The sequence below is a fragment of the Rhodococcus sp. IEGM 27 genome, assembly GCF_033142305.1.
In the GTDB taxonomy this organism is placed as follows: Bacteria; Actinomycetota; Actinomycetes; order Mycobacteriales; family Mycobacteriaceae; genus Rhodococcus_F; species Rhodococcus_F oxybenzonivorans.
This window is the reverse complement of the sequence record NZ_JAWLSG010000002.1, coordinates 539,890-554,495: the sequence shown is the minus strand read 5'-3', so window position 1 is coordinate 554,495 and position 14,606 is coordinate 539,890. Positions and strand designations below refer to the sequence as shown.

The 14,606-nt window shown below is 65.0% G+C and carries 9 protein-coding genes and 1 pseudogene; 5 read left to right on the top strand and 5 right to left on the bottom strand.

Annotation, left to right across the window (positions count from 1 at the left end; translation table 11 throughout):
- The first annotated feature begins 168 nt into the window (after positions 1 to 168).
- The 3 genes and pseudogenes from R4P95_RS09035 (at position 169) to R4P95_RS09025 (ending at position 2,999) form a co-directional block, all read left to right on the top strand.
- On the top strand, positions 169 to 2,313 hold the full coding sequence (locus R4P95_RS09035) for an acetate--CoA ligase family protein (protein WP_317745058.1): 2,145 nt from the start codon (positions 169 to 171) through the stop codon (positions 2,311 to 2,313).
- Positions 2,314 to 2,400: 87 nt separating this feature from the next.
- Positions 2,401 to 2,583: pseudogene (locus tag R4P95_RS09030) on the top strand (AMP-binding protein); the annotation flags it as partial.
- A 167-nt stretch (positions 2,584 to 2,750) separates the two neighbouring features.
- Complete coding sequence (locus tag R4P95_RS09025) at positions 2,751 to 2,999, top strand: AMP-binding enzyme (RefSeq protein ID WP_317745059.1); 249 nt, start codon at positions 2,751 to 2,753, stop codon at positions 2,997 to 2,999.
- A gap of 75 nt (positions 3,000 to 3,074) precedes the next feature.
- Here the strand turns inward: R4P95_RS09025 and R4P95_RS09020 are convergent, their stop codons facing one another.
- Together R4P95_RS09020 and R4P95_RS09015 are read right to left on the bottom strand one after the other, a co-directional pair.
- The gene (locus R4P95_RS09020) at positions 3,075 to 4,937 is read right to left on the bottom strand and encodes an acyl-CoA dehydrogenase (protein WP_317745060.1); all 1,863 of its coding nucleotides are present in this window, start codon (positions 4,935 to 4,937) and stop codon (positions 3,075 to 3,077) included.
- A 108-nt stretch (positions 4,938 to 5,045) separates the two neighbouring features.
- A complete protein-coding gene (locus R4P95_RS09015; protein ID WP_317745061.1) occupies positions 5,046 to 6,248 on the bottom strand; it encodes an acyl-CoA dehydrogenase family protein in 1,203 nt (400 codons plus the stop codon).
- A gap of 536 nt (positions 6,249 to 6,784) precedes the next feature.
- Here R4P95_RS09015 and R4P95_RS09010 point away from each other — a divergent pair.
- Together R4P95_RS09010 and R4P95_RS09005 are read left to right on the top strand one after the other, a co-directional pair.
- Positions 6,785 to 7,825 (top strand): LLM class F420-dependent oxidoreductase, encoded by a 1,041-nt coding sequence (locus R4P95_RS09010; RefSeq protein WP_317745062.1) that lies wholly within the window; start codon positions 6,785 to 6,787, stop codon positions 7,823 to 7,825.
- 29 nt (positions 7,826 to 7,854) lie between these two features.
- Entirely contained in the window at positions 7,855 to 9,789 is a 1,935-nt protein-coding gene (locus tag R4P95_RS09005; RefSeq protein ID WP_213571869.1) for a flavin-containing monooxygenase, read from the top strand.
- 83 nt (positions 9,790 to 9,872) lie between these two features.
- On the opposite strand, the gene R4P95_RS09000 is transcribed toward R4P95_RS09005, so the two are convergent.
- The 3 genes from R4P95_RS09000 to R4P95_RS08990 are packed head-to-tail and all read right to left on the bottom strand — an operon-like array spanning position 9,873 to position 14,598.
- Positions 9,873 to 11,114 (bottom strand): ABC transporter substrate-binding protein, encoded by a 1,242-nt coding sequence (locus R4P95_RS09000; RefSeq protein ID WP_317745063.1) that lies wholly within the window; start codon positions 11,112 to 11,114, stop codon positions 9,873 to 9,875.
- Positions 11,114 to 11,857 carry an ABC transporter ATP-binding protein gene (locus R4P95_RS08995; protein WP_317745065.1) on the bottom strand — a complete coding sequence of 248 codons (744 nt, stop codon included), beginning with the start codon at positions 11,855 to 11,857 and terminating at the stop codon, positions 11,114 to 11,116. The genes R4P95_RS09000 and R4P95_RS08995 overlap by 1 nt, the downstream gene beginning before the upstream one ends.
- The gene (locus R4P95_RS08990; RefSeq protein ID WP_317745066.1) at positions 11,854 to 14,598 is read right to left on the bottom strand and encodes an ABC transporter permease subunit; all 2,745 of its coding nucleotides are present in this window, start codon (positions 14,596 to 14,598) and stop codon (positions 11,854 to 11,856) included. Before R4P95_RS08990 ends, R4P95_RS08995 begins: the two co-directional genes overlap by 4 nt.
- Positions 14,599 to 14,606 lie beyond the last annotated feature (8 nt).

The window sequence follows — 14,606 nt, the reverse complement described above, 5'->3', positions numbered from 1 at the left end:
CCGGATCACACCAGCCTGTGCCGCAAAGTCACCGCCGGTACCCGCACCCGCGGTCCCGGTCCTTTCCCCCGGCCCGAGTTCTGCTCCGTCGCGACACATCCCCGGACGCGGACACAACGGCCGGGCACTCGTCCAGACGTCCCCACTCTCGCCCGGAGGTCCACAACCATGACCCTCATCTCGGACGACGGTTCCTGCCGCACACAGGAGTCCGACGTTCGCCCCTCACCCTCTCTCGAACGCGTGCTGAACCCGTCGACCATCGCGGTCGTCGGATTGAGTGACAAGTCCCCGGTTGCGTCCTTCATCCGCCCGACCCTCGACAGCGATGCAACGGTGTTCTTCGTCCATCCCACGGCCGCGACCGTTCTCGGGGTACCGACGTATCGCTCCATCTCGGATGTTCCGGTGCCGATCGATGCGGTCCTGTCCGTGATGTCTGCAGAGCGGACGGTGTCCCTGGCCGAGGAATGCGCGACACTCGACTGCGGAGGGCTCGTCATCTACGCCGCCGGCTTCTCCGAAGTAGGCGCGGATGGGGAGGATCTCCAGCGTCGACTCGCCGCCGCGGCGCAACGCGACGGAATGGCCGTGATCGGGCCGAACAGCCTGGGCTACATCAGTGTTCCCCGCAGTCTCAACCTGACCGCTTCGGCGGACTACCGGCCACCGGCGGGTGGGGTGTCGATCGTCTCCCACAGCGGCGCGATGATCGGCGGCATCGCCATCGCCGCCCGCGCCCGCACCGGCACGGGTATCTCACGATTGATCTCAGCCGGAAACGAAGTCACCACCGACATGGCCGACTACGTGGACTTCCTGGCCTCCGATCCGGAGACCGCCGCAGTGGGACTGATTGTGGAGGGCATCCGCCGGCCCGAGGAGTTCCTGCGCGCGGCCCGCCGATGCATCGCGGCAGGAAAGCCGATCGTGGCGCTCAAACTCGCACGCAACAGCCGGACCCAGCAGATGGCGGCCTCGCACACGGGAGCTCTTGCCGGGAACGCCTGGGCCTACGACGTGGCGTTCCGTCACGCAGGCATCCAACTCGCCCACGATCTCGAGGAACTGGTGGACCGGCTGTCGCTCGTCGGCCAACTCGACCCCGCCAAGTGGAACAAGGTCGAACGCCTGGGTGTCGTTGCCGGGACCGGAGGCTTCGCGTCCCTGGCCTACGACCTCGCCGAAGCGGAAGGTCTGGTCCTCCCGCCGCTCGACGACCTTGCTGACTGGGTGCGCTCGACCATCCCGGGCATCACCGTCCCCAATCCCCTCGACACCACCGGCTTCGGCGCGACGTTCTGGGCGGACATCGTCGACCGGTACGTCGGATCACCCGAACTCGACGCCGTCGTGTTCGTCAACATGTGGGGCGAGGGCGACGACTCCCCCATTTACCGCCGCCTCATCGACGACGTCGCCACAGCCGCACGCCGGTTCGGTAAGCCGGTCGCGATCGCGGCCGGCGCCGGGCCGGTCGGCGCCTATGCACAGGAAGTCATCGGCACCGACGGGAGTGTCGCCCTCGGTTACGGACTCCGCGGAACCCTGCGCGGACTGCACACTATGGGAACCTTCGTCCGCGACCGTGAGACGCCACGTCCGCCGGCCGACGTGATTACGCCCGTCGGGCGCCCGACCGGACCGCTCCCCGACGCCGGTGACGGCCGGAGTTTTCTGCCGTTCACCCCGGCGATGGCGCTGCTCGACCGGTTCGGCATACCCACGGCGCCGCATTGCACGGTCGACACTGGTGAGCAGGTCGAGCCCGGTTTCGCGGGACCGTACGCGGTGAAACTCGCCGATGTGCCCCACCGGACGGAGCTCGGAGCCGTCGCGCTGAACGTCGGCCGGGACGATCTCGAACGCGCCGTGGCCGACATGCGCGCGATCGCGCAGCAACACGGACTCCCCGAGACCGTGGCCATCCAGCCGATGACGGCCGCGCGAGGTGAACTGCTGGTCGGCATCGAAGGCCGCAGCGAGCTCGGGCCGATGGTGGTCCTGGGCATCGGTGGCATCCTCGTCGAGGTACTCGAACGAGTCGGTGGTCGTCCGGCACCGTTGACCCACACCGACGCCGTGGCTCTCATCGACGAGTTCCGAGAACTGCGCCTCATGCACGGTTACCGCGGATCCGATCCCTGGCACCTCGCGCAGCTCGCCGATCTTCTCGTCGGCTTCGGGCACCTGGCCGCCGCGTGCCACGGCTGGATCGAATCACTCGATGTCAATCCGCTCCTCGTCACCGAGGACGGTCTCGTCGCGGTCGACGCCCTCTGCATCGTGCGCAACACGGAAGGAATTCGATGACGACGACCGGAAGCAGTCATACGTTGCGGCAACGACGTCCGTACCCACTCGGAGATACGGGCGCGCGCCACTCCCCTGGCCTCGGCGTTGTCCGCGCTCGGTCCGGGGCACGGTGACCGATACGCACTGGTGATGCGCAATGAGACCGGCTTCGTCGAGGCCACCCTCGCCGGTGCCGCGATCAGTGCGGTTCCGGTCCCTGCGAACTGGCACGGGAACTCCGACGACCTCGGTCACGTGCTCAGCGACAGCGCGGCCAAGGTGGTGCTGGTGCACACCGACCTGCTCCCGAAGGTCGAAGCGGTTCTCCCGCCGGGTACCACGATCGTCGAAGTGCGGACGCCGGAACGACATGATCATCTCCGGCGGGGTCAACATCTATCCGGCCGAGATCGAATCGGTGATAGTCGGCCTCGACGGAGTGGCCGACTATCAGAGTGTTCGGCATTCCCGATCTGGATTTCGGTGAAGCCGTGGCGGCGCACGTTGAACCGGATCCAGGGGCGACCCTCGCCGACGACGACGTCCGCGCGCACGTCGCCCGTCGCCTCGCACGGTACAAGGTGCCCAAGGTTGTGGTGTTCGAGGACGTCCCGCGTGAGGACACCGGCAAGTTGTTCAAGCGGCGGTTGAAGACCCACTACTGGGAGCCGCACACGTCCGAGGTGCCCACCGGACACGCATAACGCGGGTACCACACACGAGATGCGCGCCCGATCGATTCGATCGGGCGCGCATCTCGTTCTCGGACGCTGTTGTCGTCAGAATGCTGCCTCGTCCAGGCCCATCACGGAATCGTCGACGGCACCGGCGATCCTGCCCTCGGCCACCACGACAGGAAGGACGTTGCGAGCGAAGAACCGCGCTGCCGCAACCTTGCCCTCGTAGAAGGACCTTTCGGCCGCGGGAAGGTCCGTGTCGAGCGCGCGGAGAGCGATTGCGGCACTGCGCAACAGTAGCCATGCGACAAGAATGTCGCCGAGCACGTAGAGCAGCCGGGTGGCGTTGAGCCCGACTTTGTAGACGTTCTTCTCGTCGCCCCCTGCGACAGTCGGATTCGACTGCTGCAGGTCGGCTGTCATCTTCGCGACGATCGCTTCGACGCTGCCGGTTGCCTCGGCGAGCAGGTCTCGTTCGAACGCGAAGTCGGTGGTCGCGGACGGGTCGCCGGCGAATCCCGAGATCTCTTGTACCAGGTGCCCGAACGCCACTCCCCGGTTCCGGACGATCTTGCGGAAGAACAGGTCCTGCGCCTGGATGGCGGTCGTTCCCTCGTAGACGGTGTCGATCTTGGCGTCGCGCACGTATTGCTCGAGCGGGTAGTCCTGGAGGTATCCCGACCCTCCGAAGGTCTGCAGGGATTCCGTTCCGAGGATCGTCCACGAACGTTCGGAGCCGTATCCCTTGACCACCGGCAGGAGCAGATCGTTGACGCCTTCCGCGAGGGTCGTGTCGGTGCCGGCGGCGTTGCCGATCGCGATCTCGTCCTGCCAGGACGCGGTATAGAGCACCAGGGACCGCAGTCCCTCGGCGAAAGACTTCTGTGTGAGGAGCGACCGGCGGACGTCGGGGTGGCGGGTGATGGGAACCTTGGGCGCCGCCTTGTCAGACGACCGCGTCAGGTCAGCTCCCTGCACCCTGATCTTCGCGTACTCGAGCGCGTTGAGGTACCCACTCGACAGGGTCGCGATCGCTTTGGAACCCACCATCATCCGGGCGTCCTCGATCACGTCGAACATCTGACCGATGCCGTCGTGGACCTCCCCGAGAAGCCAACCGCGGGCGGGCTCGCTCTCACCGAGGGTCATCTCGCAGGTTGCGGAGACCTTCACGCCCATCTTCTTCTCGACATTGGTGACATAGACGCCGTTGCGCTCGCCGGTGAGCTCACCGGTCTCGAGGTCGAAGTGGAACTTGGGGACGAGAAACAGACTGAGGCCCTTGGTGCCGGGTTCGCCGGCGCCCTCGACACCGACGGGCCGGGCCAGAACCATGTGGATGATGTTGTCCGTCAGGCCGTGTTCGCCCGCGGTGATGAACCGCTTGACCCCGGTGATGTTCCAGGTGCCGTCGTCGTTGGGGGTGGCTTTGGTGCGGCCGGCCCCGACGTCGGAGCCTGCGTCCGGTTCGGTGAGCATCATCGTCGCGCCCCACTGCTTGTCCGCGGCGATCTGCGCGATCTTCTTGTCGCGTTCGGTGCCGTGCCGGTACACCACGCGAGTCGCCGTCGGGAACCCTACATAGGTCCACAGAGTGGGGTTAGCACCCAGGACGAATTCGCCGAGAGCCCAGTTGAGGGAACTCGGCGCGTTGGTGCCACCGAGTTCGGGAAGCACACGCAGGCGCCACCATTCGGCGTCCATCCACATCTTGTACGTCGCAGCGTAGGACGGCGGAACGGTGACCGTGTGCGACGCGGGGTCGAAGACGGTGGGGCTGCGATCGGAGTCTTCGAACGATTCCGCAAGTTCCTCGCGGGCGAGACGATCGACCTCGCGCAGTGCGACTTTCGCCGTATCGAGATCCACCTCCTCGAACAGCCCGGTGCCGAGTACACGGTCGCGTTCGAGTAGTTCGAACAGGTTGAACTCCACGTCGCGGAGATTGCTCTTGTAATGCCCCATGGTCGGGTACCTCTCACAGTCGTCGACCTGCTGCGGGCAGGCCGGAACGCCGGCCGTGCCCGAAGGCGCGGCCGGACCGGAATCTCAGGTTCGGACCGGAATTTCGGATCAGGCTTCGGCTTCTGCGTAGATCGGGAGCAGAACCCCCGCGGCATTGACGAGCATGATCGGATCGACGAGGAGGTGCTGGGTTGCGACATTCATGTCGCGAACGAAACGGCCCAGCGTGCTCTTGCGGCCGATGCTCTGGCTGCCACCCCAACGGTGGGCGAAAGTCACGACATCGGCTGCGACTTCGTGTACCCAGGACAGCATCTGGCCCACCCGGGCGATGTGTTCGGGGGTCACCGCCTGTCCGGAGTTCACGGCCGCTTCGGCCGCCTTGGTGACCTCGTAGCAGTACAGACGCGCGGCCTGGAGATTGGCTTCCTTGCGCGCGAAGTCGATCCGGAAGATCTCGGCGTCACCCACCGGAACCGTGTAGGTGGGACGCGTTTTTCCGGCGGTCACGCTCGCCACCAGTTCCAATGCCCGGGTCGCGATTCCGAGTGCGATCGCAGCGTGAGGCAGGCCGCCGGCCAACTCGTTCGTCAGCTTGTACATGGTTTCCGACCGGGTGGGGGTGCCGCCGAAGGTCGGGGTGGTGTACTCGGCGGGAACGAACTGTTTCGTGATCGTGTAGTCGTTGCTGCCGGTGCCCGCCAGACCCCATACGTCCCAGTTCTTCTCGAATACACCCTGGCCCTTGGGCAGTAGGGCGATACGTGCCTGCGGCTGGCCGTTCTCACCCAGGATCGGGTTTCCCTGCTCGTCGGCGACGAAGAACCCGGCACCGATCCAGGTGGCGTGGTCCGAGCCGCTGGCGAAGGAGTACTTGCCGTCGATGATGTAGCCGCCGTCAACCTTGACACCGGGGTACCGCGGGAGGAGCTGACCTGCGACAATGAAGGGCTCGTCCTGGCTCATCAGTTCCTTCGTCACCGCGGGATCGAGGTAACCCACGACGCCGGCAGTGCCCCATTCGCTGGCCATCCACGCCCAGCCCGTCGAGGCATCGGACTTCGTGACCTCCTCGAACACCCGCATCCCCTCACTGGGGAGCAGGCCGCCGCCGCCGAGTTCTTCCGGGATCAGCATTCCGTGCAGACCCAGTTCGACGAGCGCGTCCGCGACCGGTTTCGTGATCGTCCGGCCCTCCTCTATGGCGGCCGCTTCCTGCCTGATCAGCGGTGCGATGGAACGGGCGCGCTGCAGATAGTCGGCCTCCCTTTCGCTGCCGGCTACTGCGTCTCGGGTCAGCGTCTCGGTCATGTTCATGCCTTTCGTGGGGATGTTCCATCCGGAGGCGTGCCCAACATTCGAGTGTCTCCCACGCAACCGGTCTTTCGTAGTCTCTACGGCGCTCCCGAAGCTGGTCGAGAAGCATTCCGGTGTGAGTAAGGTAACATAGTTATGACTAATGTCAAGAGCTAATGGCGCAGGTCAAGGCGCACTTCATACCAAGATTCTCCACAATGGCTATTTACCGACTCGTTCGCGCAGGGCAAGTAGCTTGATTCGGACAATCTCGGATCTATGCCCAAACGGTCATATGCGAGGAGCGCGCACCGCCCCAGGCGGTCCACCGATCTCATCAAGACGAATCGGGTACATAGTCATGACTAACAGAATGGTCAACTTTGCAGCACACGCGCTATTGACTGCCGCTCCGCGCCATAGTTAGCATTAACAAACGGGCCGATCACCCGCCGCGACGTCGGGCTACCACCAGACGCGAACCGAGCGGTCGAACATCCGAGGACATCCATCGCAGTACGGCGCTGCGAGTTGCGAAAGGCAGGAACCACATGCGCATCGGCACCATCCTGGGCCACGGCCGCCCATTCCACGAATTAGCTTCGGAGGCAGCCGATTACGAATCCGCCGGACTGGACTCCGCAACCCTGGGCGAAGCTTACTCGTTCGACGCGGTCAGCCAACTCGGTTACCTCGCCGCACGTACGTCGCGAATCGAACTCGCGACCGGCATTCTCGCCCTCGACGCCAGAACCCCCGCCACGCTCGCCATGACCGCCGCCGGCCTCGACTACGTATCCGAGGGACGATTCCGACTCGGAATCGGAGCCTCCGGACCACAGGTGGTGGAAGGATTCCACGGTGCACCCTTCGGCCATGCCGTGGGCAAGACACGGGAAACGATCGAGATATGCCGCACCGTATGGCGACGCGAACCACTCCGCCACGAGGGACGCCACTACAACGTTCCACTTCCGGCAGACCGGGGAACCGGCCTGGGCAAACCTCTGAAGTTGATCAATCATCCTGTGCGTTCGGATATTCCGATATCGATCGCTGCACTCGGTGACCAGATGGTCGAGCTGGCCGCCGAGCTCGCGCAAGGTTGGGAACCCATCTTCTTCCACCCGGAGAAGATGCACGAGGTGTGGGGTGAGGCGCTGCAACGCGGGAAGGCCAAACGCGCCGCCGCTCTCGACGAACTGAACATCATCGTTCGCCTTCCCTTCGCGATCGTCGAGGACACCGCGCCCTGGCTCGACCGCGCCCGCCCGCAGCTGGCGCTCTACATCGGCGGGATGGGGTCGCGGGAGCGCAACTTCTACAACACGCTGGCGTGCCGTTACGGATTCGCCGACGAGGCGGCGAAGATCCAGGATCTGTTCCTGGCCGGACGTCATGCCGAAGCCACGGCCGCGGTTCCCGACGAACTCGTCCGCGCCACCTCGCTCATCGGCCCGGCCTCCTACGTGGCGGAACGCGGCGCGATGCTGGGCGAACTGGGCGTCGGCCTGCTCAACGTCGTCCCGATGGCAGCCACGCACGCCGAGCGGCTCGTGGCGATCGAAACCCTTCGCTCCCTGATCGCGTGACCCCTACCCCCCACTCCGGAAGGACAACCGTGAGCCCTGTCTTCACGCCGAACCCGAACCTCGACCGTGCCACCGTGCACGCTGCGGTTACCGCAGGCAACATTCCGTGTCTGCTCCCCGTCCTCTATCAGTTGACCGGTGAGGAGAAATGGCTATCCGCGCCGTACGTTCCCGCCTCGACCAAGGGGTTCGAGGAGCTGAACGACGGCGGCCTCGCACCGGCGATCCAGGCGGAGATCCACAACGCGGTCACCGACGCGGTGCTCGACTGGTGCAACGGCAAGCCGATCGCACAACCCGCTCCGACCGGCAGCGAGCTGACCCGGTTGATGAGCACGGTCATGGGCGAACCGATCTCCGGCGCCTACGCACCGATGATTGCCGAACAACTCGGGTTCGCACCCTTCACCCCCGAGAACGTCGGTGACCTCGTCCGGACGGCGCGCCCCGACTTCGGTGTCGCGATTGTCGGCGCCGGAATATCCGGCATAACCTGCGCCATCAATCTGGAGAAGGCCGGCATTCCCTACACCGTCCTCGAGCGCAACGACCACATCGGCGGTACCTGGTGGGAGAACCGGTACCCCGGCGCACGGGTCGATATCCCCAGCGACCTGTACTCGTTCTCGTTCCGTCCCAAGAATTGGTCCGAATACTTCGCCCGTCGCAATGAGATCTTCGACTACCTCGCCGATGTCGCCCGCGAGGCCGGAATCACCGACCGGATCCGGCTCGGTCACTCGGTCGACACCGCAGTATGGAACGCGGACGAGCAACTGTGGATCCTGTCGGTCACCGGACCCGATCGCACACAACACGAAGTGCGCGCTACCTCGTTGGTGACCGCCGCCGGCCTGCACAGTACTCCCAACGTCCCCGACTTCCCCGGCACGTCGGAGTTCAGCGGTGAGATCGTCCATTCCGCACAGTGGCCCGAAGATCTCGACCTGACGGGCAAGCGGGTCGCGGTGGTCGGCAGCGGCGCGAGCGCCATGCAGCTCGTCGTGGCGATCGCCGATCAGGTCGAGAGCATGGCAGTGCTGCAGCGTCAGCCGCAGTGGATCGCCCCCAACGAGCACTACTTCCAGCAGTCGGATGCCACCAAGCACTGGCTCTACGACAACATCCCATTCTACCGGGGCTGGTACCGGTTCCGTCTGTACTGGCTCTACACCGAACGCACCTTCGCCGCGCTGCCGGTCGACCCGCGCCGCGAGGAGAAGGGCAAGCACGTCAGCTCCCTCAACGACGCGTACCGGGCGCACTTCACCGCGTACCTGAAGCGCCAACTGGCCGGTGAGGAAGAACTGCAACGCAAGACGCTGCCCGACTACCCCCCGTTCGGCAAGCGGCTCCTCATCGACAACGGCTGGTTCGCCACACTCCGCAAGCCCCACGTCGAGCTCCTCACCGACAGCATCGAACGACTCACACCCGACGGAATCGTCACTGCCGACGGTGAACACCGCGACATCGACGTCCTCATCCTGTGCACCGGTTTCCAGCAGCAACGCTTCCTGTACCCGATGGACATTCGCGGGACCGACGGAACGTCGCTACGCGACATCTGGAACGACGACAACGGGCGCGCGTACCTCGGCATCACCACGCCGGGATTCCCGAATCTGTTCTTCCTCTACGGCCCGAACACGAACCCACCCGGCGGTAGTTACATCACCATCGCCGAAGCTCAGGTGCGGTACGTCGTCGAGTCGATCAGCCGGCTCGTCACCGAGGATCTCGCAGCCCTCGAATGCAAGCAGGAGCCGTATGAGCGCTACAACTCCGAGCTCGACGAGGCCAACGCCGCCATGGTGTACGCGATGGACGGGGTGAGCAGCTACTACCGTAACTCCAGCGGACGAGTGGTCACCAACTCGCCTTGGCCGGTACCCGAGTACTGGGCGCGCACCGCCAACCCCGAACCTGGGGACTTCACGGCGACGAAACGTCGCGGGGCCTGAAAGCCGACACGAGGCAATAGAAATTCGCCGGGTTTCCGAAGAAACCCGGCGAATTTCTTTGCTACTCGGTCGACCGTCGCTACTCAGTGGATTGTCGCGAAGACCTCCGACTCGAGGTCGGACTCGTCGAGGCAAATCGATTTTCCGCCGTCGCGAGCCTCCAACTGCCCGTCCCGGACCTCCCCGACGTAATAGCACGTCGGGTAGGAACGCTCGGTACCCGAGAAGGTCAACGGCGGAGCCAGCCCGCCAAGTGTGTCACCATCGATTTCGCCCAGTCCCCGAGCGACATCGGCGGGTGTGGAGTCCGACGTCAGCCCTGCGCGATCGGCGGCGGCCTCGAAAAGCTTGCCGGCGATCCAGGAATCGAACGCGACGGCCGAGAACTGCGCCGAGTCCGTCAATCCCTCGTAGTACGAGTCGATCGTCTCCCGGGCCTCACCGACGACCGGAACGGACGGGTCGTAGTACGGAGCATTGGACTGCGTGAACAGCAATCCTTCGGCGGCCGGTGACTCCATGAATTCGTTACCGACCGCTCCGGCGGAACTGTAGAACTGGGGCTCGTAACCGATCTTGTGGCAGTCCTCCGCGATCCGGACGTCCACACTGGTGATGTGAGCCAGGAAGAGGCCGTCGACGCCCTCATTCTTCATCGTTTGGCACACCGCGGTGTAATTGGGAGCGGCCGCTGCGGCCTTGACCGAGAAGTACCCGATTCCGACATCGGCCGCCGACTTGCCCGCCAGCGCATCCGAATCCGCGCACACAGGTGATTCCGAGCAGTACACGACACCCAGCTTGGTCGTGCCCTCTTCACGGGCGAGCTTCGCCAGACCGTATGTGATGACCGGGTTGGGAGAGCCCGCGAGGTAGAAGTTGTCGCTCGCGAGGAACGTTGCGTCGGAGGGCACGCCCCCGAGTACGGGGATCCCCTTCTCCTCGACGTACTGCCGCCACGACCCGGTGGTACCGGTGATGGGACCGACGATCGCAACGACCCCATCCTCCTCGACGAGGCTCTTGACCGCGGCCAGCGCCTTCGACGGCTCCTGGCCGATGTCCTTGACGATGACCTCCACCGGATGGCCGTTAATTCCACCGGAATCGTTGACGCTCGCGGCCCAGGCCTGCGCGACGTCGTCGACCCGGCCGTGGGTAGGTGCGGACACACCCGAGCACCCACAGACCGTACCGACCAGAATCGCAGGTTTGGTCAGAGGCGTCGACGGTGTCGGCGACTGCTCCTGTTCGGCGGAACAGCCGGACAGCACAAGTGCTCCCACCGCGGCCGCGAGCGCAGCCCGCCTCCACATCGTTCTCATCACACGTTCTCCTCAGCTGTAGATTCTTTCAACTCGGTAGCGATTTCGATTCCCAGGTATCGGCTCATGAGTTCGTCCCCGTTCAGCGACGACGGATCGATCGGTCCTGATACCCGACCCCGGTCGATCAGGTGCACCACATCCGCACTGCCCAGTGCGCGACCGACATATTGTTCGACGAGTAGGATCGACTTCCCGGACTCCCGGAGGACGTCGAGGGCATCGAAAATCTGGTCGATCACCAACGGCGCCAACCCCATCGACACCTCATCGAGGATGATCACGGAACTGCGGGGCAGGAAGGCGCGTGCCAGAGCGACCATCTGCTGCTGGCCACCGGACAGGCTTCCCGCTTTCGCGTCCATACGCCTGCCGATCTCGGGAAAGGTTTCCAATGCCAGCGCGTACTGGTCGCTCAGAGAGCCGTCCACCGCGAGGAGGAGGTTCTCCCGCACGGACAGTCCTGGAAAGATCCCCCGCCCTTCGGGTATGAGGCAGATCCCTGCAGCGGCGCGTGTGGCCGGCCGGTGCGAGGTGATGTCCGCTTTCCCGAGCCGAACGGAACCCGAAGTCGGTGTGAGCACACCTCCGATCGCCGCGAGTAGGGTGCTCTTTCCGGCACCGTTCGGACCGAGCAGCGCGACGACCGAACCGGGCTCCACGGTCACGTTCGCGTCCCGCAGCACGGTCAGTTTCCCGTAGCCGGCGGACAGTCCGGTCACCTGCAGGGTCGGCGTGGTCATTTGATCTCCTCCAGTTCCCGATCCGACTGCACGTCGTCGACCGGCTCGGTTGTTCCGAGATATGCCGCCTGCACGACACTCGAGCGACGCGCGTCGGCGGAAGAGCCGGAGAAGATGACGCGTCCGAATTCGAGAACGTACACCTCGTCGGAGACGCCGAGTACCAGCGAGACATCGTGTTCGACGAGGATCACGCCGATTCCGCGTTCGTCGACGACCCGCCGGATCAGCTCGCCGAGCCGCGCCGACTCGTTGTGGTCCAGACCGGCCGAGGGTTCGTCCAGGAGCAGGATCGTGTGGCCGCCGGCAAGACAGCGGGCGACCTCCACCAATCGTCGAGTACCGGTCGGAAGATTCATCACATGCTGGTCGGCGACGTCCTCGAGGCCGCACGCCGTGAGCGCGGATTCGGTCGCCGACCGGATATTGTCCCGTTCGGCTTTCGAGGACCGCAGGTGGGTGGTCGGGTCGAGCCGGACGGTTCGTCCCTCGGCACCGACCGACACGTTGTCCCGCACCGTCATCGACTCGAACAGCTCGACGGTCTGGAACGTGCGGCCGATGCCCGCACGCGCCCGGGCGGACGCACTCTTCCCTCGAAGGTCAACTCCCCCGAAGGACACCGATCCGCCGGAGATGGCGACCAATCCGGTCACCGCGTTGAACAACGTCGATTTGCCCGCACCGTTGGGACCGATCAGCCCTGTCACTCGTCCCGGAGTGCACACGATGTCGGCACCATCGAGCGCCTTGACGCCTCCGAACGCGACACCGACCTTCGAAACCTCGAGTACTGCAGGGTCGATCGGTTCGACGTCCACCGGTTCGGAGCGCAGTGGCGGTGCGGTGTGCAGTGGCGGTGCGGTGTGCAGTGGCGGTTCGGTCCGATCGTCGCGACGGAACCACCGGTCGACGAGAGACGTCACCCGCACCGGGAGCTGTGCCGGCGGCAGCACGACGAGCGCGATCGCGCTGAGCCCGAACAGCAGTTGCAGGTAGGTCCCCACCTCGGCGCTCGAAAAATAGCTGGGAATGAGCGTGTATGCCGCCGCAGCGAGGACCGCGTTCCACGGCACCGCCGGACCGTTCAGGACGATGATGACGAAAACGGTCAGCGAGATGATCGGGGCGTAACTATCGGCCGAGATGCTCTGCTGGGCGGAGGCTGCCAGCGCTCCCCCGATCGCAGCGAGGAAGGCCGCGATGCAGAAGATCAACACTCGCGTCATGGCCGCAGGAACTCCGTTGGCCTCCGCCGCTCGTGGCGACTGCTTGATATAGGTCAGTAGTCTGCCCATCCGGCCACGTTCGAGTGTGAACACCACGGCCACCGATACGACCGCGATCGCCAGAACGAGGTAGTAGTACCCGGCATCCGATGCGAAATCGACGATCATGGTGTCGGGCCGTCGTACCTCGAGACCCGACGACGCGGCACCGAACATGAAGTCCTGCGTGTAGAACATCTGCTGCAGAAAGATCCCGAACCCGAACGTCGCGATCGCAAGGTACAACCCACCGAGACGGATCGCCGGTACCGCCAGCACCGCACCGATCGGCACGGCGACCGCACCGGCGAGCAGCAGCGCCACGGGCCACGACATTCCAGTGCCTTGCAGCAGGTGTGAGAACGTCGCGGCACCGACCGCCATGAACCCGATCTGGGCGAGCGACACCTGTCCGGAGGTGTGCACCAGCAACGACAGCGATCCGAAGACCAGGATCATCGCCACCGCGACCGTCCAGTCGACCAGATGGATGCCGGCAAAGAGCGGGACGGTCACCAGGAAGGCGACGACCAGGGCGCCGCCCATGGCCTGGAGCCGGACCGGAGCCTTCCACGTCGGCCGGGGATGTATCCGGACGGCGGTCTTGTCGACGAGGTACTTCTTCGGGAAGAAGAGCAGTACGACGAACAGGATCGCGAAAGGCAGTGCCGCCGGGAGCGAGGCGAGGATGCCGTTCGTCAGCCATCGGGTCGACAGGGCGGCCAGCACACCGACGACGAGTCCGCCGGCGAACGTTCCCGGCAGGTTGCTGAAGGTGCCGATCGCGGCGGCGGCATAAGCTGCGACGACCAGCAACGTCAACTGGACCGGGTCCAGGGGCATGATCGGTGCGAGCAGGACACCCGACAGGGAGGCCATCACGGTGCCGAGAATCCAGGCCCACCGGCGCACCCGTGTTGCGCTGTGCCCGACCAGCTCGAGCAGTTCGGGGTTCTGCACCACAGCCTTCATCGCGATCCCGGTCCGGGTCCACCGGAGGAACGCCCACAGGCCCGCCGTCGCCGCGACAGCGATCACGAAGGTCAGGACATCGTCGTACTGGATGAGGGTGCCACCGACCTCGATGCGGCCCTTCGGCAGGAACGACGGTACCCGGCGCACCTCCTGGGCACCGAAGATCAGCAGCGTCCCGGCCTGGACGACCAGCAGAATTCCGACGACACCGGCGATCTGGAGCGGCAACGCGGCGCCTTGCAGTCGCCGGGCGAGCAATTCGAGGAGCAGCCCGACCGCGGGTCCGACTACGCACACGGTGACGAACGCTGCGATCGGCCACGACAGCTCGAGTTGAACATTGAGCACGTAGAACGAGTAGGCGGCGAGGGCCGCCAGTGCGCCGTGCCCGAGGTTGAATACTCCGGAAGTCTTGTAGGTGAGAACGAGGCCGACGGCCGCCAGTCCGTAGATCGAACCGGCCACCAACCCGATGATGACGAACGAAACTATGTCCACTCTTGCTC